This window comes from Microbacterium hanjuni (assembly GCF_043556395.1).
Classification (GTDB): domain Bacteria; phylum Actinomycetota; class Actinomycetes; order Actinomycetales; family Microbacteriaceae; genus Microbacterium.
Genome location: NZ_JBIGIK010000003.1, coordinates 208,414 through 227,113, shown reverse-complemented (window position 1 = coordinate 227,113; position 18,700 = coordinate 208,414). Strand labels below are relative to the sequence as shown.

General features: G+C 70.3%; 18 protein-coding genes. 12 read left to right on the top strand and 6 right to left on the bottom strand.

Features of this window, described 5'->3' with window-relative positions:
* Positions 1–176 precede the first annotated feature (176 nt).
* The 4 genes from ACFXP5_RS13285 to ACFXP5_RS13270 all read left to right on the top strand — a co-directional run bounded on the left by ACFXP5_RS13285 (position 177) and on the right by ACFXP5_RS13270 (position 3,643).
* Positions 177–785: a TMEM175 family protein gene (locus ACFXP5_RS13285; protein WP_394544963.1), complete on the top strand. Its 609-nt coding sequence runs from the start codon at positions 177–179 to the stop codon at positions 783–785.
* Positions 786–1,036: 251 nt separating this feature from the next.
* Positions 1,037–1,501 carry a DUF3817 domain-containing protein gene (locus ACFXP5_RS13280; RefSeq protein WP_394544962.1) on the top strand — a complete coding sequence of 155 codons (465 nt, stop codon included), beginning with the start codon at positions 1,037–1,039 and terminating at the stop codon, positions 1,499–1,501.
* A gap of 52 nt (positions 1,502–1,553) precedes the next feature.
* Positions 1,554–3,044, top strand: coding sequence for an HNH endonuclease signature motif containing protein (locus tag ACFXP5_RS13275; RefSeq protein ID WP_394544961.1), 1,491 nt, complete (start codon positions 1,554–1,556; stop codon positions 3,042–3,044).
* 194 nt (positions 3,045–3,238) lie between these two features.
* The gene (locus ACFXP5_RS13270; protein ID WP_394544960.1) at positions 3,239–3,643 is read left to right on the top strand and encodes a hypothetical protein; all 405 of its coding nucleotides are present in this window, start codon (positions 3,239–3,241) and stop codon (positions 3,641–3,643) included.
* Positions 3,644–3,648: 5 nt separating this feature from the next.
* Here the strand turns inward: ACFXP5_RS13270 and ACFXP5_RS13265 are convergent, their stop codons facing one another.
* Complete coding sequence (locus ACFXP5_RS13265; RefSeq protein ID WP_394528888.1) at positions 3,649–3,813, bottom strand: hypothetical protein; 165 nt, start codon at positions 3,811–3,813, stop codon at positions 3,649–3,651.
* A 117-nt stretch (positions 3,814–3,930) separates the two neighbouring features.
* Here ACFXP5_RS13265 and nhaA point away from each other — a divergent pair, with 117 nt between their 5' ends.
* Positions 3,931–5,841, top strand: coding sequence for a Na+/H+ antiporter NhaA (gene nhaA, locus ACFXP5_RS13260; RefSeq protein WP_394544959.1), 1,911 nt, complete (start codon positions 3,931–3,933; stop codon positions 5,839–5,841).
* Here nhaA and ACFXP5_RS13255 read toward each other — a convergent pair.
* Both ACFXP5_RS13255 and ACFXP5_RS13250 read right to left on the bottom strand, forming a co-directional pair.
* Positions 5,825–6,580, bottom strand: coding sequence for an EI24 domain-containing protein (locus ACFXP5_RS13255; protein ID WP_394544958.1), 756 nt, complete (start codon positions 6,578–6,580; stop codon positions 5,825–5,827). The genes nhaA and ACFXP5_RS13255 overlap by 17 nt on opposite strands.
* Before the next feature lie 62 nt (positions 6,581–6,642).
* A complete protein-coding gene (locus ACFXP5_RS13250) occupies positions 6,643–7,020 on the bottom strand; it encodes a VOC family protein (RefSeq protein ID WP_394544957.1) in 378 nt (125 codons plus the stop codon).
* Positions 7,021–7,141: 121 nt separating this feature from the next.
* Here ACFXP5_RS13250 and ACFXP5_RS13245 point away from each other — a divergent pair, with 121 nt between their 5' ends.
* Positions 7,142–8,002 carry a hypothetical protein gene (locus ACFXP5_RS13245; RefSeq protein ID WP_394544956.1) on the top strand — a complete coding sequence of 287 codons (861 nt, stop codon included), beginning with the start codon at positions 7,142–7,144 and terminating at the stop codon, positions 8,000–8,002.
* Between the two features lie 9 nt (positions 8,003–8,011).
* Here the strand turns inward: ACFXP5_RS13245 and ACFXP5_RS13240 are convergent, their stop codons facing one another.
* On the bottom strand, positions 8,012–9,136 hold the full coding sequence (locus ACFXP5_RS13240; RefSeq protein WP_394544955.1) for a class I SAM-dependent methyltransferase: 1,125 nt from the start codon (positions 9,134–9,136) through the stop codon (positions 8,012–8,014).
* A 158-nt stretch (positions 9,137–9,294) separates the two neighbouring features.
* Here ACFXP5_RS13240 and ACFXP5_RS13235 point away from each other — a divergent pair, with 158 nt between their 5' ends.
* From ACFXP5_RS13235 to ACFXP5_RS13210, 6 genes are all read left to right on the top strand, one after another.
* Entirely contained in the window at positions 9,295–11,859 is a 2,565-nt protein-coding gene (locus tag ACFXP5_RS13235) for an ATP-dependent Clp protease ATP-binding subunit (RefSeq protein ID WP_394544954.1), read from the top strand.
* Between the two features lie 144 nt (positions 11,860–12,003).
* A complete protein-coding gene (locus ACFXP5_RS13230) occupies positions 12,004–12,984 on the top strand; it encodes an aldo/keto reductase (protein ID WP_394544953.1) in 981 nt (326 codons plus the stop codon).
* Positions 12,981–13,421, top strand: a complete 441-nt coding sequence (locus ACFXP5_RS13225) for a DoxX family protein (protein ID WP_394528880.1) — start codon at positions 12,981–12,983, stop codon at positions 13,419–13,421. Before ACFXP5_RS13230 ends, ACFXP5_RS13225 begins: the two co-directional genes overlap by 4 nt.
* Positions 13,418–14,389: an epimerase gene (locus ACFXP5_RS13220; protein WP_394544952.1), complete on the top strand. Its 972-nt coding sequence runs from the start codon at positions 13,418–13,420 to the stop codon at positions 14,387–14,389. The genes ACFXP5_RS13225 and ACFXP5_RS13220 overlap by 4 nt, the downstream gene beginning before the upstream one ends.
* Before the next feature lie 39 nt (positions 14,390–14,428).
* The gene (locus ACFXP5_RS13215; RefSeq protein WP_394544951.1) at positions 14,429–15,952 is read left to right on the top strand and encodes an ATP-dependent DNA ligase; all 1,524 of its coding nucleotides are present in this window, start codon (positions 14,429–14,431) and stop codon (positions 15,950–15,952) included.
* Positions 15,953–15,981: 29 nt separating this feature from the next.
* A complete protein-coding gene (locus ACFXP5_RS13210) occupies positions 15,982–16,605 on the top strand; it encodes an alpha/beta fold hydrolase (protein WP_394544950.1) in 624 nt (207 codons plus the stop codon).
* 227 nt (positions 16,606–16,832) lie between these two features.
* Here ACFXP5_RS13210 and ACFXP5_RS13205 read toward each other — a convergent pair whose 3' ends face one another.
* Positions 16,833–17,696 (bottom strand): NYN domain-containing protein, encoded by an 864-nt coding sequence (locus tag ACFXP5_RS13205; protein ID WP_394528876.1) that lies wholly within the window; start codon positions 17,694–17,696, stop codon positions 16,833–16,835.
* Between the two features lie 18 nt (positions 17,697–17,714).
* Positions 17,715–18,698 carry a Gfo/Idh/MocA family protein gene (locus ACFXP5_RS13200; RefSeq protein WP_394544949.1) on the bottom strand — a complete coding sequence of 328 codons (984 nt, stop codon included), beginning with the start codon at positions 18,696–18,698 and terminating at the stop codon, positions 17,715–17,717.
* Positions 18,699–18,700: the final 2 nt, after the last annotated feature.

Genomic DNA, 18,700 nt, shown 5'->3' with positions numbered 1-18,700 from the left:
GGCATCCGCCCCCTTCTTCATGCCCTTCCCTCTCGAGGCGGCCCGGGCCGGGGCAGGGTGGTGCCGTCGGTGGGGTTGGCGCTACTCTCCACGCAAGGGGAGGCGAGGTGGGGCGGGAGAGGGCGGGGCGGCAGCGGGCAAGGGAGGTCCCGTCGTTCACGTCCGCCCGAGTCGTGATGTTCAGCGACGCGGTGTTCGCCATCTCCATCACGCTTCTTGTGCTCGATCTGCCGGTGCCGACGTCGGGGTCGTTCGGTGAAGAGCTGTTGGCCGCCTGGCCGTCGTTCGTCGCCTACCTCGCGGCCTTCCTCACGATCGCGGGGATCTGGGTTCATCACCACACGGTCTTCGCGAGAGTGAAGCGCGTCGAGCCGGTGATCGTGGTGTTCAACCTGCTGCTCCTTCTCGGGGTCTCCCTCCTCCCGTGGCCGACCGCGCTCCTGTCCCAGTCGATCCGCGGAACCGATCACCTCGATGGAGTCATCGCGTGCGTGGCGTATGCGGCCGCGGCGCTCGTGGTGATGATCGCGTGGCTGGCGATGACGCGGGTTCTCGCTCGCCGGCCGCACCTTCTCAGACGCCCGAGCGATGCCGCCTGGATGCGGCGCAGCGTCGCCGAGGTCGCGTGGGCGGGTACCCCGGTCATCGCCGCACTGGGGGTCGCGTTCCTCAACCCGGTCATCTCCCTCCTGCTCTTCGTGGCGATCCCGGTCTATTTCCTCTACTCCACCTCACGTGCGCGCCCCGTCGCGGTAGAGGGTGCCCGGGGAGATCGCCCTGGGTGAGCTTGCGGCCATCGGGAGTTCATCCGGCTTTCTCTTCCGGCTGCGCCGGCCCGTCCCTAGGCTCGACGTATGGACCAGGAAACGTTCGAGGTGTACGCCTCCATGGTGGCCTTCGCCGGGCTGTTGATCCTGCTCGTTTCGATCGGGATCGCGGCCGCCCGCCGGCGTTGATGTCTCGACGGCACGGTAAACGGCTGGGCGCTGCCGCGCGCCCTTCGTAGGGTGGAATCTCCGAGCCTCCGAGGAGACCCGTGTTTCGCACCCCGATGTCCCTGTTTCGTATCCTCGCGATCGCGGAGATGATCTCGTGGACCTTGCTGATCGTGGGGCTGATCGCTCGGGCGCTGTTCGATGTGAGCCTTGCGGTGACGGTGGGCGGCAGCATCCACGGCTTCGTGTTCCTCGCGTACGGGGCGACCGCGCTCGTGGTCGCCCTCAACCAGCGGTGGGGCCTCGGAACGGCGTCGGTGGCGATCGGGAGCGCGATCGTTCCCTACGCGACCCTGCCCGTCGAGCGGTGGCTGCAGCGGACTGGTCGGCTGGGCGGCGAGTGGCGAGTGCGGGCATCGGACGACCCTCGTGATCAGCGTCCGGTCGACCGGGCGTTGCGCTTCCTTCTCGCCCGGCCCGGGGTCCTGGCAGCGGTGGTGATCGCCGCGGTGGCCGCGGTCTTCGTCGTCCTCCTGGTGATCGGACCGCCCGGCGGTCGCGGCTGAGGTCACCTCGGACATTCGAAGCAATGTCCGAGGTTGGTGAGAAGCTCTTCTCATGAGCGAAACCCCCTCCGACGCCCGCCATCCGGCGGTGGCGACCGACGCGGAACTGTCGGCTCTGCAATCGTTGGTCACGATCATCGAGGAGACGCAGCGAGGGATCGCTTCACTCGAGGCATTGCGCGTTCATGCTCTGGCAACGCTCGGCTCGCTCGCCGACCAGCAGCGCGACCGTCTCGGCGAACGGCGAGCAGTGCGCGAGATGCCGCTGCGTGAGATCTCAGCCGAGGTGGCGGCTGCCGTGCGCGTGAGCGATCGGGTGATGCAGGGCTTCATCACGGATGCCGCGCAGACGGTCGCGCTCTTCCCGGCCACCGTGACCGCTCTCGCCAAAGGACGCATCTCGCGCGGTCACATGACGGCGCTCGTCGACGCCGGTGCCGGCATCGACGACCCCGAGGCGCGAGCGGCGTTCGAGGCCGCCGCGCTCGAGGTGGCCGAGAGGGAGTCGGTGGGGCGGTTTCGCGCTGCGGTGCGTGGGATGGGGGAACGCCTGAACCCGCGCTCGATGACCGAGCGGCATCTGCTCGCCCGCGAGCAGCGCGCGGTGAGCGTGCTCGACCTCGCCGACGGGATGTCGCGGCTCTCCGCGGTGATGCCCTCCGTGCACGCCTACGGCATCCAGGACCGGCTGACCCAGCAAGCGAAGATCGTCAAGAACCACGCGAAGGCCGACGGTGATGCCCTCCGTGCTGCCGTCGCCGCCGGAGATGCGGTCGATCTTTCGGCGGTCGACGAGCGCACCCTGGGTCAGATCCGGGTCGACGTGCTCACCGATCTGCTTCTCGCCGCAAGTCCGGCGCTCGATCCCACGCGCTCGGGTGACGGGGACGGGGAGTTGGGGGCGATTCGCGCGCTCGTGCAGGTCACCGTTCCCGTATTGACGCTGGCCGGGGTCGAAGATGAGCTGGTCGAACTCGACGGGCGGTGCCCGGTCGATGCGGACGCCGCCCGCGAGCTCGCCGGTGATGCGACCGGCTGGGATCGCGTCTTGACGCACCCGATCACGGGCGCCGTGCTCGCTGTCGACCGCTATACGCCGAACGCCGACCTGAAGCGCTACCGATCGGCGACGGACCGACGATGCCGATGCCCCGGGTGTCGGATGCCGGCGCACCGGTGCGATCTCGACCACAACGTGGATGCCGCGTTGGGAGGTGCGACCGAGGCCTGCAACCTCTCGTACTTCTGTCGACGACATCATTCGCTCAAACACATGCCCGGGTGGGGAGTCGAACAGCTCCCGGGAGGACGCATCGAATGGACGACGCCGACCGGCCGCGTCTACGTCGATGAGCCGCCGCCACGATCCGCCTACATTCCCGACCCGCCGGCGAAGCGGGCGTTGCAGCCATGGGAGATGGGCGCCGCCGACCGAGGTCGGCCGGCCGGGTCTCGACGGGGGCTGCGTGAAGCTGCCGGTGTCCGTTTCGTCGCCGAGGCCGATCACCCGGAACATCCACGGGGGAGCAGCCCGCCGTTCTGATGGTCGCGGTCCCGGATCGACGGATCGCTGCGGCGTTAGAAGGCAGGAATTGCCGCGACCTGGATGGCAGGCACTGCTGCGGCGTTGACAGGCAGCGTCTGCCGGGACATCGAACGGCAGAAACCGCCGCGACGTTGCACGGCAGGACCCCGCAGAAGCGTTGCGCGGGAGGAAGCGCCGCGGCACCCTGAATCATGACGAGATTCGCGATCGATGCCCCGACGGCTCTGTTGATCGTTCGGGAGCGGATACCGGTCGCGGCGGGGGACCAGCTCGTCGCCCCGTCGGTCCTTCGCTCTCACGCGCTGTCGCTGCTCTACCGGGAGGTACGCGACGGCGATCTCGATGAACGAACGGCGCAGGCACAGCTGCGTGATCTGGCGGGCCTCACCGTGCGGCTGCTCGGAGACCGGGTGTCTCGGGCGACGGCGTGGAAGCTGGCCGCGGAACTCCAGTGGGATGACACGCCGCTGGCCGAGTACCTGGCCGTGGCCGTTCTGCAGGCCGACGTGCTCGTCACCGATGATGCCGAGCTGAGCTCCGGGGCGAGCGGGCGGATCCCCGTCTCACCGTCGGCGTCGTTGGACGAGCGGCCGTGACCGGCTCAGCGGTGGGACTTGGCCCCGCTGAAGTGCACCGGAATGGCAAGGGCTCCCGCGACGCAGAGGATACCGAGGATGAACACCAGCGCCTGCACCGGGACCAGTGAGAACGAGATACCCACGAGGAAGATGCCGCCCAGCAGCAGGATCAAAGCGATGATGTACATGTGTCGTGCCTCCTCAGGCCAGGCTACCGTGCGCTCCAGCCACGCGGAGCCGGGCCGGCCGCCGGGTGTTCTCGGTGGCGTGAGCCAGAGCGGCGCTGAAGACGCCAGGATGGAACCGTGACAGCGCTCTCCCTCCACCCGACGGGCCCGCCCCGAAGCGCCCCCGTGCGCAAGAAGAAGGCGATCCGCGGGGGCGACCGCCTCTCGGCCACCTTCATGCTGGCCGGAGTCGCGATCGCGCTGATCTGGGCGAACCTCCCGGGCGATACCTACGAGCATTTCTGGGAGATCCCGCTCGGCGTCTCGATCGATCAGATGTCGTGGACGTTCACCTTGCACGCCCTCGTCAACGAGGGCCTCATGACCCTCTTCTTCTTCCTCGTCGGTCTCGAGGTGAAACGCGAGCTGACGATCGGTCAACTCACCGACCGCTCGCGCGCGGTCGTCCCGATCGCGGCAGCCGTCGCCGGCCTCATCGTGCCGGCCGCGATCTTCATCCTCTTCAACCTGTCGGACGGGGATGCGGGCGCCTGGGGTGTGGTGATCTCCACCGACACCGCCTTCCTCCTCGGCGCTCTCGCGCTGATCGGTCCGACGTTCTCGGCGCGCCTGCGCACCTTCCTGCTGACCCTCGCCGTCGTCGACGACATCGGCGCGCTCCTGGTGATCGGGCTGTTCTACAACTCGGGCCTCAACCTGCTGCCGTTCGTCATCGCGGTCGCCCTGATGGTGCTGACCGCGCTCGTCCGCTTCCTCCCGGTCGGCCGCGGCTTCGCCTACGCGGTGCTGGGCGCCGCCCTGTGGGGCGCCGTCTTCCTCTCCGGGGTGCACCCGACCCTCGCCGGCGTCGCCGTCGCGCTGCTCATCCCCGTCTTCCCACCGCGCCGCAGCGACGTCGAGCGAGCGGCCCAACTCACCCAGGCGTTCCGCGAATCCCCCAGCCCCGGCTACGCGGCCGCCGTCACCCGCAGCCTCCGCGACTCCATCTCGATCAACGAGCGGATCGACACCGGCTGGCGCCCCTACATCTCCTACGGGGTTCTTCCCCTGTTCGCCCTCGCCAACGCCGGCGTCCCCATCGACGGCGCCACCCTGCGTGACGCGCTGATGTCGCCGGTCGCCTGGGGCATCGTCGCCGGCCTCGTACTCGGAAAGTTCATCGGCATCACCGGCGCCACCTGGCTCGTACGCCAGACCGGGTGGGGACAGCTCGCCCCCGGTCTCAGCCTGCACCGGGTCGCGGGCGGCGCGGCGCTGTCGGGCATCGGGTTCACGATCTCGCTCTTCCTCGTGCCGATCGCGATCTCGGACCCGCACACCCAAGATCTCGCACGCGTCGCGGTACTCGCCGCTTCCGTCATCGCCTTCGGCTTCGGATGGGCCATCATCTCGATCGGCGATCGGATCGCCCCGCCTCACCCGGTCGGCTTCAAACTCGCCCGCCCGGTCGACCCCCACCGCGATCACATCCGCGGTCCGATGGACGCGCCCTACGAGATCGTCGAGTACGGCGATTTCGAATGCCCGTTCTGCAGCCGCGCCACCGGTTCGGTCGACGCCGTGCGCGACTACTTCGGTGAGCGCGTGCGGTGGGTGTGGCGTCACCTGCCGCTGGACCAACCGCATCCGCACGCCCAGGAGGCGGCGCAGGCCGCCGAGGCCGCAGGGATGCAGGGCAAGTTCTTCGAGATGGCGGTCACCCTCTTCGCGCACCAGAAGAAGCTCGAACGCGACGACCTGTTCGCGTACGCGGCCGACCTCGGGCTCGACACCGAGAAGTTCGCCGAAGACTTCGGCTCGCCCAAGGTCGATCACCACATCCAGGACGACCGGCTCGATGCCGAGATCATGGACCTCAACACGACGCCCACGTTCTTCCTGAACGGACGCCGCCACATCGGGCCCTACGACTCGGCGAGTCTCATCCGTGCGCTCGAAGCCGGACCTGCCCGCGAGATCCATGTCCACAAGAAGCCGGATGCCTCAGCATCAGGCGCTGCGGAGCCGCCGGTCACGAAGAAGGACTGAGCGGCGCCGGCTCGTCCTTGCGCACGAGCGACTGCGCGAGCAGGGTCGAGCCGGCGACGGCGGCGGGCATGACGATCACCGCGCCCAGCGGCACGAGGAAGCACAGCTGCGTGGCCACGCCGAACCCGATGACGCGGGCGCGCGAGCCGCGCAACAGGGCGGAGCGCCGCCGCGCCGAGATGCCCCGGGCCACGAGGGCGCGCGAACTGAGCTCCTCCGCGAGCAACCACCCCGTCAGACTCACTCCGACCACGAGACCGGCGACACCGCCGACGAAGGGGATCAGTCCGATCAGCCAGGCGAGCGCGGCCGCGGCGATGCCCTTGAGCACGAGTCGGATGCTGTCGCCGACCGCCTGCCAGAAGCCGCCGTCCGATTCCGGGGCCCCGCCGGTCGTCTCCCGCTCGACGGCTCGCCAGAGGCGCTCGTAGAACGGATCGCCTACCGCGAGGGTGACCGCCGTGAACGACACCGCGGCCAGCAGCATCCCGGCACCGAATGTCGCGAGACCGATGATGAGGCGCACCGCTTGCGCCCAGAACGGCGTCCATCCGTCGGCGAACGGCGTCACCGCGTCGGCGATCCCGGGCACGAGGAAGCCCCAGGCCACCAACGCGCCCGCGAACACCAGCGCCACGAGCACCGCGGGCAGCAGCCCCAACGCCATCGCGCGCGGAATGCGTCGCCACATCCCGAACCCGCGCAACAACAGACCCACCCCGGCACCGAACTCGCGCATGGCGCCAGCCTAGGTGCGGTGATCCCGGAGGCTGTACCGACCGTGCCGACGGCGCTCCCGCGTCAGGCTGCTGCGGGTTCGGGCAACTGCTGAAGCGTCCAGGTGTTGCCGTCGGGATCGTCGAACGAGACGAAACGCCCCCATCCGAGGTCGTCGACACCGCGCGCCGGCACACCGGCGGCCCGCAGGTCTGCCAGTGCCTGGTCGGCGTCGGGCACGACGACTTGGATCGTGTTCTGACGCCCCGGCTCGAGATCGATCCCCAGACCCGTGCCGAACGCGATCGAGCACGCCGAGCCGGGCGGGGTGAACTGCACGAATCGCAGCTCGTCCGACACCCGCTGATCGTGATCGGCGTGGAATCCGATCCTGGTGTAGAACTCCTTCGCGCGGTCCACGTCGGTGACGGGGACGAAGATGAGCTCGATCTTCCAATCCATGATGCGCACCTCTCTGTGTGACGATGTGCGGCCACGGTAACGGGGAGGTCGGACACGGGGAGGGCCCGGCGGGGGAGAGCCCGCCTGGCAGGATGGCGAGCACAGGCGGAAAGGGGCAGACATGCGGGTGCGCACGACATCCACCCAGCGCACCTACCGCTACGTGCGGCTCGCGCTCATCGCCGTCCTGGTGTTCCTCGCCGTCGGTATCGCCGTCCAGGTCGCCCGGGACGGCGCCCTCCCTTCGGTCAGCGCGGCGTACTACACGTCGTCGCGCGACGTGTTCGTCGGTGCGCTCTGCGCCGTGTCCGTGGCGCTGTTCGCGCTCTCGGGACGCAGCCTCGAACAGGCTCTCCTGGATCTCGCGGCGGTGTTCGCTCCGGTGATCGCCCTCGTCCCGACCACCGTGATCCCCACGGCCGTCCCCGGCCTCGCCGCCACCTGCCCCGACGCGCGCGCCTGCGTGCCGGACACGCTGCTGCCGACGGTGTCGACGAGCGTGACCTCGCTGCTCGTGTTCGGCGTCCTCGGCATCGCCGGTGCCCTGATCCTCGCCCGCGTGCAGGGCACGCTCGGCCGCGGCGTCGGTGCGACCGCGGCAGCGGCAGCCCTCATCGTCATCGGCGGGGGCGCCTGGTGGCTGCTCGATGCGCCGGGCTTCACCCGCGCAGCGCACGTCAGCGCGGCAGTCGCGTTCTTCGTGCTCATCGCGACGGTCGCCGCCCTCGCCGCCCTCCGTCCCGTCGGGGTCCACGACCGCCGGCGGCGATGGCTCCGGGTCGCCTACGCGCTCATCGCCGCCGGGATCGTGGGGGCGCTCGCGCTCAACCTCGTCGCGGTCGCCGCAACGGAGCCGACCGCGATCGCCGGCATCCCTCTCTTCTTCCTCGGCGAGGCCCTGGCTCTCGCGCTCTTCGCCGCCTTCTGGGTGGTGCAGACCGTCGAGCTGTGGAACGAGCCCGACCCGAGCCTCCTCGCCTGAGTCGCCGGCTCAGGATCCTCGGCGCACCGACGCCGTGACGGTGAACTTGGTGTTGCGTGCGATCTGGCGCGTCGGCCCGATGATGCGCTCCAGGGCGGGGCGGTACGCGAGGGCCGAATTCCACACGGTCCACAGCTCCCCGCCCGGCCGCAGCACGCGAGCCGCATCGGCGAACAACCGCGGAGCCACCCCTTCGAAGACGGCTGCGCCGACGTGGAACGGGGGGTTCAGCGCGATGAACAGGGCGCTGGCGTCGGGGCGCCGCGACAGGGCATCATCCTGCTCCACCTCGACCAGGTCGGCGACACCGTTCGCGCTCGCCGTGGCGCGGGCCGAAGCCACGGCCGCCGCGGACTGATCCGAGGCGTACACGTGGTGCCCGCGGCGCGCGAGGACCGCCGCGACGACGCCGGTGCCGCACGCCATGTCGATGAGGGGGTCGTCGGCCCCGCCGCCCGGCAGCTCGGCCGGCAGGTTCTCGAGCAGGAAGCGGGTGCCGATGTCGATCGAGGTGCCCGCGAAGGCGCCCCCGTAGGCGCACACGATCAGCCCCTCGTGCTCGGCGCGACGAGCCAGCGGATCACGGCCGCCTTTCGGCCCGCGCGCGATGAGCACCCGCGACTTCTGACGCGCGTGCGTCACATCGATGGTGGTGAACCATCGCCCCAGCACCTCGTTCATCGCCCGCGTCATGTGCTTGAGCCGACCGCCCGCGAACACGACCACCTCCGGCGAGGCGTGCGCGGCGATCAGCCCGGCGATGTCGTCGAGCTCGTCGAGCGAACGCGGCAGGCGCAGCAGCACGACGCGGGCGCCCGCCACCAGCTCGGGTCCGAGGGGGAGGGAGCGGAACGTCGCCGCGTCGACGTCGAGGCGCCCGGCGTTCGCCGCGAGCGCGCGTTCCCCCGTGAGAAGGTCCTGATGAACCCGGATGCTGTTGGCCCCCGCGGCGGCGGCGGCGGCCAGGGTCAGTGCGCCGAACCCGTCGCCGATCACCGTGAGGTCGCCGGGCGCGATCCCGCTCCGTTCGGCGACGGATTCATCCAGCAGAAGGCGATCGGCCGCGTCGGCGGCCAGCAGGTCGGTCGCCTCGACGTCGGGCCAGCGCCGCAGGGCATCGAAGGGAAAAGTCACTCCGCAACGGTAGCCCGCCCGCCTCCGGACAGCCGTCCGGCAACTCGGAACGGCACCCGGGAATACCCTGGGGGAGTATCCGTTTAACTTGATACGGGTTCGCTCAACTCTTAAAGTTGAGTCAACTCCACTCACCTTATTCAGGAGACATCAGGGACATGCCCGAAGATTTCACACCTCGTAACGACGAAGGCTCGAGCGCCTTCGACGACTTCCTCGCGCGCTACCTCGCCGGTGAGCGCGCCCGCGCTGAGCGTTCGATAGACCTCAGCCGATTCCTCAGCGCCCGCACCCAGGAGGCGCTGCAGCAGGCCGGCCGCTTCGCTCTCGAGCGCGGCCAGCGCGAGCTCGATGCTCTGCACGTGCTGCGCGTCCTGATCGACGCCGCTCCCGCGAAGGACGCCGTCGAGCGCATCGGCGTCGACCCGCGCGCGATCGCCCGGGCCACCGAAGGCCGGTTGCCCGCAGCATCCACCGCCGCCGACATCGATGGCGCTGTCGTGACCACCTCGGTGCAGCGCGCGCTCTTCCTGGCGTATCAGGTCGCCCGCTCCGCCGGATCGACCTACGTCGACCCCGAGCACCTGTTCTTCGCGCTCGTGCTGGCACAGGACGCTCCCGCCGGTCAGATCCTCGCGCAGGCGGGTGTCACCGCCGAGGCTCTCACGCAGGCGGTCCGCGAGACCGTCACGCCCGGCGCCGCTCCCTTCACCGGGGAGTCCGAGGGCGCTGAGTCGGAGTCGCCGATGCTCGACAAGTTCGGCACCGACCTCACCGCTCAGGCCGCCACCGGCGACCTCGACCCTGTGATCGGTCGCTCGGGCGAGATCGAGCAGACCATCGAGATCCTCAGCCGCCGCACCAAGAACAACCCGGTGCTGGTGGGCGAGGCGGGCGTCGGCAAGACCGCGATCGTCGAAGGCCTCGCCTCCGCCATCGTGGCCGGCGACGTGCCCGAGCAGCTGCTCGGCAAGCGCGTCATCGCTCTCGACCTGCCGGCCATGCTGGCGGGCACCCGCTACCGCGGCGACTTCGAAGAGCGCCTCACCCAGACGATGGACGAGGTGGCCGCCCGCAAGGGCGAGGTCATCGTGTTCATCGACGAGGTGCACACGGTCGTCGGCGCCGGTGGCGCGGGAGACGGTGGCATGGACGCGGGCAACATCCTGAAGCCCCGTCTCGCCAAGGGTGACCTCCACCTCGTCGGCGCGACCACGCTGAAGGAGTACCGCACGATCGAGAAGGACCCGGCGCTGGAGCGTCGCTTCCAGCCGGTGCGCGTCAACGAGCCGCAGATCGAGGACGCGGTGCTGATCCTGCGCGGACTCCGTTCGGCCTACGAGGACCACCACGGTGTCACCTACACCGACGAGGCGCTGCGCGCCGCCGTCGAGCTGTCGGACCGTTACCTCACCGACCGGGTGCTGCCCGACAAGGCGATCGACCTCATCGACCAGGCCGGCGCACGCCTGCGCCTGCGTCTGGGTGTGAAGGTCGACGTGTCCGGATTGATGGCCACGCTGGCGACCCTCGAGGCCGACAAGAACGCGGCCGTCTCGGGCGAGCACTACGAGGAGGCCTCGCGCATCCGCGACGAGATCGCCGCCGTCCAGGACAAGCTCGAGAAGGCCACGGCCAAGAGTTCCGCCACCGCGTCGGCCACAGCATCCACGATCGTCGACGAGCCCGAGATCGCCGCCGTCATCAGCCGCTCCACCGGCATCCCGGTGAACCGGCTGACCGAGAGCGACCGCGAACGCCTCGCCGCGCTCGAGGAAGAACTGCACGGACGCGTCATCGGCCAGGACGGCGCGGTCTCCGCGGTGTCGACGGCCGTGCGACGCAGCCGCACGGGCATGGGCGATGCGAACCGCCCGGTCGGATCGTTCCTGTTCCTCGGCCCGACGGGCGTCGGCAAGACCGAGCTCGCCAAGGCCCTGGCCGCGTCGCTCTTCGACGACGAGACCGCCGTCATCCGCTTCGACATGAGCGAGTTCGGCGAACGGCACACGGTGTCGCGTCTGGTCGGTGCCCCTCCGGGATACGTCGGCTACGACGAGGCGGGTCAGCTCACCGAGCAGGTGCGCCGCAACCCGTACTCCATCGTGCTGTTCGATGAGATCGAGAAGGCCCACCCCGACGTGTTCAACCTGCTGCTGCAGGTGCTGGACGACGGTCGGCTCACCGATGGTCAGGGACGCACGGTCGACTTCCGCAACACGGTCGTCATCATGACCTCGAACATCGGCAGCGAGTTCCTCGCCTCCCGCTCGGGCGCCATCGGCTTCATCGCCGACGGCGGCGGAGCGACCGGTTTCGGGTCGGAGAAGGACCTGCGCGACCGGGTGATGGGACGCCTCCGCGAGGCCATGCGCCCCGAGTTCCTCAACCGGATCGACGAGATCGTGCTGTTCCGCAAGCTCGACCAGCCGCAGCTGCGGCAGATCGTGCGGCTCATGCTCGGTGCGACCGAGAAGCGTCTCGCCAAGCGCGAGGCGACGATCGAGATCACCGAGGCCGCCGTGGACTGGCTCGGCGAGCACGGCTACGAGCCCGAGTACGGCGCTCGGCCCCTGCGCCGGCTCATCCAGCGCGAGGTCGATGACCGCATCGCCGATCTCTTCGTCACGGGCGCGCTCGTCGACGGGGGAGCGGTGACGGTGGATGCTGCCGACGGAGCCCTGGTCATCCGCTCTGCGGAGAGCCTCGCCACAGCAGCCTGATCCCCGCCAGAAGGTCGGCCCCGGTGAACGCGTCCTGCGTCCACCGGGGCCGACCTTTTCGTGTCGTACCGGAAAGTGATGGCCTCCGGCGCGGGTTTGTCGAGGGCCCGGTCGGTGTCGCGGTCGATGGATAGGCTCGCGATCATGGAAAAGCGAGTACTCGGAAGGATGGGACGCGACGTCTCCGTCATCGGATTGGGCACCTGGCAGCTCGGAGCCGACTGGGGTGACGTCGACGAGAGCGCCGCGTTCGACGTGCTCGGCGCCTCCGTCGACGCGGGCGTCACCTTCTTCGACACCGCCGACGTGTACGGAGACGGCCGCAGCGAGCAGTTCATCGGCCGCTTCCGCCGGCAGCATCCCGATCTCGATCTCACGGTCGCGACGAAGATGGGCCGACGCGGTGCGCAAGATCCCGCCGAGTTCACGCTCGACAACTTCCGTGCGTGGACCGACCGCTCCCGCGAGAACCTCGGCGTCGAGACGCTCGACCTGGTGCAGCTGCACTGCCCGCCGACGCCGGTGTTCTCCTCGGACGCCGTGTACGACGCGCTCGACACCCTCGTCGAGGAGCAGCGCATCGCGGCCTACGGCGTGAGCGTCGAGACCAGCGACGAAGCGCTCGCCGCCATCGCCCGGCCGGGTACGGCCACGGTGCAGATCATCCTGAACGCGTTCCGGCTGAAGCCGCTCGACGCTGTGCTGCCCGCGGCCCGCGAGGCCGGCGTGGGCATCATCGCTCGCGTTCCGCTGGCCTCGGGCCTGCTCAGCGGCAAGTACACCGAGGACACGACGTTCGCCGAGAACGACCACCGCACCTACAACCGCGACGGCAGCGCCTTCGACGTCGGCGAGACCTTCTCCGGGGTCGATTTCGAGACCGGAGTGAAAGCCGCGCGCGAGTTCGCCGCCCTGGTTCCCGAGGGCGTCACTCCCGCGGCGGCCGCGCTCGCGTGGATCGCGCAGCTCGACGGCGTCTCCGCCGTGATCCCGGGTGCCCGAAACCGCGCCCAGGCCGAAGCCAATGCTGCCGCGGCCGACGTCGTGCTGCCGGCGGGCTTCGACGCGGCCGTTCGCGACATCTACGACCGGTCCTTCCGCGACGCGATCCACTCCCGCTGGTGAACCGGCGCCCCCCGACGGCGCCGGTTCGACCGGGCAGTGCGCCGCAGATCGCGGCCCGATTCGTGCTCGCCGCCCTACTGATCGGCGCGGGAGTGTCACACCTCACGTGGGGACGACGGGGCTACCGCATCGTGGTGCCGGAGTGGGCGACGCGCATGCTGCGCCTCGACGTCGACGCGATCGTCGTCGCTTCCGGAGCCGCCGAGATGCTGCTCGGCGGCGCTCTCCTGACCCTCCCCCGCGAACGGCAGCGCCTCGGCGGGTTGATCGCTGCCTTCTTCGTCGCGGTCTTCCCCGGCAACGTGCACCACTGGCGCACCGGTCGCTCCGTACCGGGCCTCAGCACCGACACGGCCCGTTTCGCCCGGCTGTTCCTGCAGCCCGTGCTCGTCGCGTGGGCGCTGTGGTGCACCGCCGCTCCGCGGAGCGCTCGGTGACCCGGCGCGCGGTCGTCGCGGGAGCGAGCGGCTTCGTCGGGACGGCGCTCGTCGCGGCGCTGCGGGACGACGGCTACGTGGTGGCCCGCATCGGCCGCGACGGCCCCGACGCGCGCTGGGGCGACCCGGCAGCCATCCGCCGGGCGGTCGACGGCGCCGAGGTGCTGATCGGCCTGGCCGGCAAGAGCGTGAACTGCCGGTACACCGACGCGAATCGCGCGGAGATCCTGCGCTCGCGGGTCGACACCACGCGCCAACTGCGCGAAGCGGTGGCGGATGCGGCGTCCCCGCCCGCGCTCTGGCTGAACGCCAGCACCGCCACGATCTACCGGTACGCGCTCGACCGCCCGCAGACCGAGTCCGCCGGTGAGCTCGGCAGCGGATTCTCCGTGGATGTCGCGCGGGCGTGGGAGGACGAGTTCTTCGCGGGTGACCTCCCCGGCACCCGGCGGGCGGCGCTGCGGATGGCGATCGTGCTCGGCGACGGCCCCGCCACCGCACTCCTCCTGCGTCTGGCGCGACTCGGGATCGGCGGGGCCCAGCACGACGGCGCCTGGTTCCCGCATCGGCGCTACCGCGGCATCGGACCCCGTCCCTCGGGCGACGGCCGGGCGCCGGCGCACCACTCGGGCGGCCGCCAGCGCTTCAGCTGGATCCACCTCGACGACGTCGTGGGAGCCGTCCGCTTCGTCCGCGACCACGACGAGCTCGACGGTGCGATCAACCTGTCGTCGCCGCATCCCGTCGACAACCGCACGCTGATGGCCACGATGCGCCACGTCGTCGGTGCGCCGATCGGGCTGCCGGCCGCCCGCTTCATGCTGGAGCCGGCGATGTGGCTGCTGCGCACCGAACCGGAACTGGTGCTCAAGAGCCGGTGGGTGCTGCCCGAACGGCTGCTCGGCGCCGGCTACGTCTTCTCCCACCCCGAGCTCGAACCGGCGCTGCGCGACATCGTCGGACGCTGAGGGGGCGGGGTGTCGGAGGGGAGTGGAAAACTGTCGATCATGCTGCTCGCCGATGTCGTCGCCACCACCGAGGCGCTCATCGCCACGCGCTCGCGGCTCGCGAAGGTGCAAGCGCTCGCCGAGCTGTTGAGAGCACTCGCCCCCGACGAGATCGTGCCGACGATCGCCCTGTTGACCGCTGCGCCGCGGCAGGGGCGGCTGGGCATCGGGTGGCGCTCGCTCGGATCGCGCGAGGTCGTGCACGCCGCAGCCGCGTCGCTGACGGTCCACGACGTCGACGCGGCCTTCGACGGCCTGTCCCGGGTCGGTGGCGCAGGGTCGGTCGCCGAGCGGGGCGCCCTGCTCGACGACCTCGCCGCTCGCGCCACCCCGGCGGAATGGGATTTCCTCACGCGCGTGATGCTCGGTGAACTGCGCACCGGAGCGCTCGAGGGGGTGCTCCTCGACGCGGTCGCGAAAGCGGGCGACCGTGACGCGGGGGAGGTCCGCCGCGCCGCGATGCTCACCGGAGATCTCGGTGAGACCGCCGCACTGGCGCTGACGGGCACGCCCGACGCGCTCGCCGAGGTCGGGCTGGTGGTGGGCAGGCCGGTGATGCCGATGCTCGCTGCGACCGCCGCGACGGTCTCAGAAGCCGTCGAGACGGCGGGGCGGGCCTCGATCGAGTACAAGCTCGACGGCGCCCGTGTGCAGGTGCACCGTCATGGTGACGAGGTGCGTGTCTACACCCGGTCGCTCGCCGAGGTCACCACCCGCGTGCCCGAGATCGTCGAGGTCGTCCGTGCGCTACCGGTCACCGATGTGATCCTCGACGGTGAGACGCTGTCGCTCGACGACGACGGCAATCCTCGCCCGTTCCAGGACACCATGGCCCGCTTCGGCGCGGAGACGGCGCGCGAGATCGCCCTGCGCCCGTGGTTCTTCGACATCCTCCATGTCGACGGGGTCGACCTGCTCGACGAGCCGCAGTCAGTGCGCGCGGCCGAGCTCGAGCGTGTCGCCGCGGCGTGGCGGGTTCCCGCCCTGGTCACCGACGATCCGGCGACGGCCGAGGCGTTCGCCGACGACGCACTCGCGGCCGGACACGAAGGCGTCATGGTGAAGTCCGTCGACGCCCCCTACGCCGCGGGCCGCCGGGGCAAGACGTGGCTGAAGGTCAAGCCGGTGCACACGCTCGACCTGGTCGTGCTCGCGGTGGAGCGCGGCTCGGGGCGCCGCGCGGGGTGGTTGTCCAACCTGCACCTCGGCGCGTACGACCCCGACGGGGAGTTCGGCGAAGCGGGCGGGTTCGTCATGGTCGGCAAGACCTTCAAGGGGCTCACCGACGCACTGCTGAAATGGCAGACCGAGTACTTCCCGACCATCCAGACGGGGGGCAACGGATACGAGGTGACGGTCGCCCCGGTCACGGTGGTCGAGATCGCGATCGACGGCGTGCAGCGCTCCTCCCGCTATCCCGGGGGCGTCGCGCTCCGCTTCGCCCGCGTCAAGGCGTACCGGCCGGACAAGTCCCCTCGCGACGCCGATACCGTGCAGACCCTGCGAGGGATGCTTCGGGGCTGAGCGCACGCGGACCGTGTCAGGATGTGGACATGACGCGTGCGCAAGGTCCTGGCTCCGAGCTCGAGTACCGCAGCTTCGGAACACCCGGCGGAGAACGCACCGTGATGGTGCTGCGCACCGGGCCCGTCGCCACCACCGATCCCGACAACGCGATCACAGCCCGCCGCGACGTCTGGATCGTCGCCGTGGAGCTGCAGGCGCCCGAGCTCGAAGACCCGCCCGCCTACGCCGGAGAGACTCCCGCCGAGAGCACGATCGAGGCATTGGCGATCCTCGCCGAGCGCGAGAGCGGGGGCCGGCCCATCGGCCTCGTCGCCGAGCGCAGCACGGGGGAGATCGCGATCCTCCTCGCCTCCCACGAACCCGGTCGCATCGACCGCCTCGCGCTGGTGGGGGTTCCCGAACCGGCCGATGCCCTGGCGGGCGAGCGCGTGGGCGCGATGCTCGCCGCCATCGAAAGCCCGACCTTACTGGTCGACGCGCGCGGTGAGGGCGAAGAGCCGCCCGCGGCCGCGTGGTACGCCGAGCGCCTCCCGCACGCCGAGGTCGACCTGCTTCCCCCGACCGACGGTGCACTCGACGGTCGGCCGGGGCTGACCGACGCTTGGGACGCGGTGCTCGACCACGTCGCGCCCGGCGCTATCCGCGGCTGACGTCCGCGGCTGGGTGGCGCCCAGCATCCATCACCCCTCGCCGCGCACCACCGAAGTCGGCGAATCGGTCGAACTCGGTGCGGTTTCGCGCACGATCGCACCGAGTCGGGCCGATTCTCCGATCTGGTGAGAGGAGATTCGGGCGAGAAGAGGAGTTATCGGGCCGGAAAGTCCTCTTCCGGGTCGATTCTCCTCGCGCGAGCGGGGGAGACCGGGTCTGCCCGAACTCAGACCGGGCGAGCGACGCTGCGCAGCAGCACGACGTTCGACGCCTCGTCGACCTCGACGGTCTCGGGGTGCGCCTTGACGAAGTCCGAGAAACTGCGGAAACCGAGGCCCTTCTCACTGAACGCCGGGTCGAGCCGCTTCATCAGGTCCTTGAGCGCGGAGGCGTGCAGCCACTCCTCGTCGTTGCGCTCGTTCTCGAGCTGCAGAGCGCGCTCGAGCAGGTTGACGGCCGGGTCCGACGAGCGCTTGCGCGCCCGCGGTCGGGACGGCGTCGAATCCTTCTTGGTCGTCGGTTCGCGCACCACCCCGGGGAGGGAGTCGTAGGCGTCGAAGCGGTCGCACGCGGCGGCGAGCGACTTGGCGGTCGACCCGGCGACGCCGACGCCGACCACGTAACGTCCGAGGCGCTTGCAGCGCTGCGCGAGGGGCACGTAGTCGGAATCGCCCGCGACGATCACGACGTGGGTGAGGTCGGGCAGGCGGAACATGTCCTCGACGGCGTCGACGGCCAGGCGGATGTCCGCACCGTTCTTCGCGTACGCCGCGGCCGGGAACAGCTGCACCAGATCGACCGCGCGCGCGACGAGCTGGCTGCGGTACTCCGCGTTCACGGTGGACGACCAGTCGGCGTAGGCACGCGTCAGCACGAGGGTGCCGAAGGATGCTGCGTAGTCGATGATGGCGCCGACGTCGATCGTCGCTGCGGCCAGGCGCTCGGCGACCTCGGGGGCGATCGGGTTCTCGGCGATCCGCTGGCGGTCGCGGGAGTAGGCGTTGCGGCCGTGCACCCGGTCGTACCAGGACATCACGATGTTGTCGAAGTCCAGGTAGACGGCGACGCGGGCGGTCTGGGATTCGGGCATGACCTCTAGTCTCCCCCCTCAGTGCTCGCCGGGGTAACGCAGACCGATCTGTGCGCGCACCTCGTCGAGCGTGGCCATGATCGCCACCGTCTCGTCGATCGGCAGGATGTCACCGTCCGTGCGCCCCTCGCGCAGCAGCTGCTCGGCGTACAGCGCCTGGAACTGCATGCCGCGCCCCTCGATCTCCGTGGTGAACTCCTCGATCACGTCGCCCTCGGGCGTGGTGACCCGAAAACTCGTCGGGGTGTACCAGACCCGGTCGATGTCGATCCGGGCGGACGTGCCCACGATGTGGGCCGTGTTCGGACCGGCCGCCCGAGACGAGGACACCGTGGTCGAGAGCGCTCCGTTGTCGTGCTGGAAGATCGTCGCCACCTCGCTGTCGGTACCGGCTTCGGAGAACCTCCCCTTCGCGGTCACGGTGAGCGGGGCTCCCAGGATGTCCCACGCGAAGGAGACGGGGTAGATGCCGAGGTCGAGCAGTGCGCCCCCACCCAGCTCGCGCGCATTCAGCCGGTGAGCGGGGTCGTCGGAGATCTTCTGCGTGTGATCGGCGAAGAGCGTGCGCACATCTCCCAGGGCGCCTTCGGTCACCAGGTGGCGGATCCGCACCATGTGGGGGAGGTAGCGACTCCACATGGCCTCCATCGCCAGCAGGCCGTTGGCTTCGGCGCGATCGCGCACCGCGGCGGCCTCTTCCGCGTTCAGGGTGAACGGCTTCTCGACGAGCACGTGCTTACCCGCGTCGAGGGCCATCAGTGCGTTCTCGGCGTGGAACGGATGCGGAGTCGCGATGTACACGATGTCCACATCGGGGTCGGCCACGAGCGCCTCGTAGGAGCTGTGGGCGTGGGGGATGTCGTACTCCGCGGCGAATGCGGCAGCGGCCTCCGCCCGGCGTGAGCCGACGGCGGTGATCGTGAGACCGGCGGTGAGCAGGTCACGGGTGAAGGAGTGGGCGATTCCGCCCGTGGCGAGGATGCCCCATCGAATGTCGTCCATGA

What these genes read in the sequence shown, in the direction of transcription:
- ACFXP5_RS13230 (WP_394544953.1), top strand. Translation starts at nt 12,004, where the DNA reads ATGGAAAAGCGAGTACTCGGAAGGATGGGACGCGACGTCTCCGTCATC.
- ACFXP5_RS13245 (WP_394544956.1), top strand. Translation starts at nt 7,142, where the DNA reads ATGCGGGTGCGCACGACATCCACCCAGCGCACCTACCGCTACGTGCGG.
- ACFXP5_RS13255 (WP_394544958.1), bottom strand. Translation starts at nt 6,580, where the DNA reads ATGCGCGAGTTCGGTGCCGGGGTGGGTCTGTTGTTGCGCGGGTTCGGG.
- ACFXP5_RS13265 (WP_394528888.1), bottom strand. Translation starts at nt 3,813, where the DNA reads ATGTACATCATCGCTTTGATCCTGCTGCTGGGCGGCATCTTCCTCGTG.
- ACFXP5_RS13285 (WP_394544963.1), top strand. Translation starts at nt 177, where the DNA reads ATGTTCAGCGACGCGGTGTTCGCCATCTCCATCACGCTTCTTGTGCTC.
- ACFXP5_RS13250 (WP_394544957.1), bottom strand. Translation starts at nt 7,020, where the DNA reads ATGGATTGGAAGATCGAGCTCATCTTCGTCCCCGTCACCGACGTGGAC.
- ACFXP5_RS13275 (WP_394544961.1), top strand. Translation starts at nt 1,554, where the DNA reads ATGAGCGAAACCCCCTCCGACGCCCGCCATCCGGCGGTGGCGACCGAC.
- ACFXP5_RS13270 (WP_394544960.1), top strand. Translation starts at nt 3,239, where the DNA reads ATGACGAGATTCGCGATCGATGCCCCGACGGCTCTGTTGATCGTTCGG.
- ACFXP5_RS13215 (WP_394544951.1), top strand. Translation starts at nt 14,429, where the DNA reads ATGCTGCTCGCCGATGTCGTCGCCACCACCGAGGCGCTCATCGCCACG.
- ACFXP5_RS13235 (WP_394544954.1), top strand. Translation starts at nt 9,295, where the DNA reads ATGCCCGAAGATTTCACACCTCGTAACGACGAAGGCTCGAGCGCCTTC.
- ACFXP5_RS13200 (WP_394544949.1), bottom strand. Translation starts at nt 18,698, where the DNA reads ATGGACGACATTCGATGGGGCATCCTCGCCACGGGCGGAATCGCCCAC.
- ACFXP5_RS13205 (WP_394528876.1), bottom strand. Translation starts at nt 17,696, where the DNA reads ATGCCCGAATCCCAGACCGCCCGCGTCGCCGTCTACCTGGACTTCGAC.
- ACFXP5_RS13210 (WP_394544950.1), top strand. Translation starts at nt 15,982, where the DNA reads ATGACGCGTGCGCAAGGTCCTGGCTCCGAGCTCGAGTACCGCAGCTTC.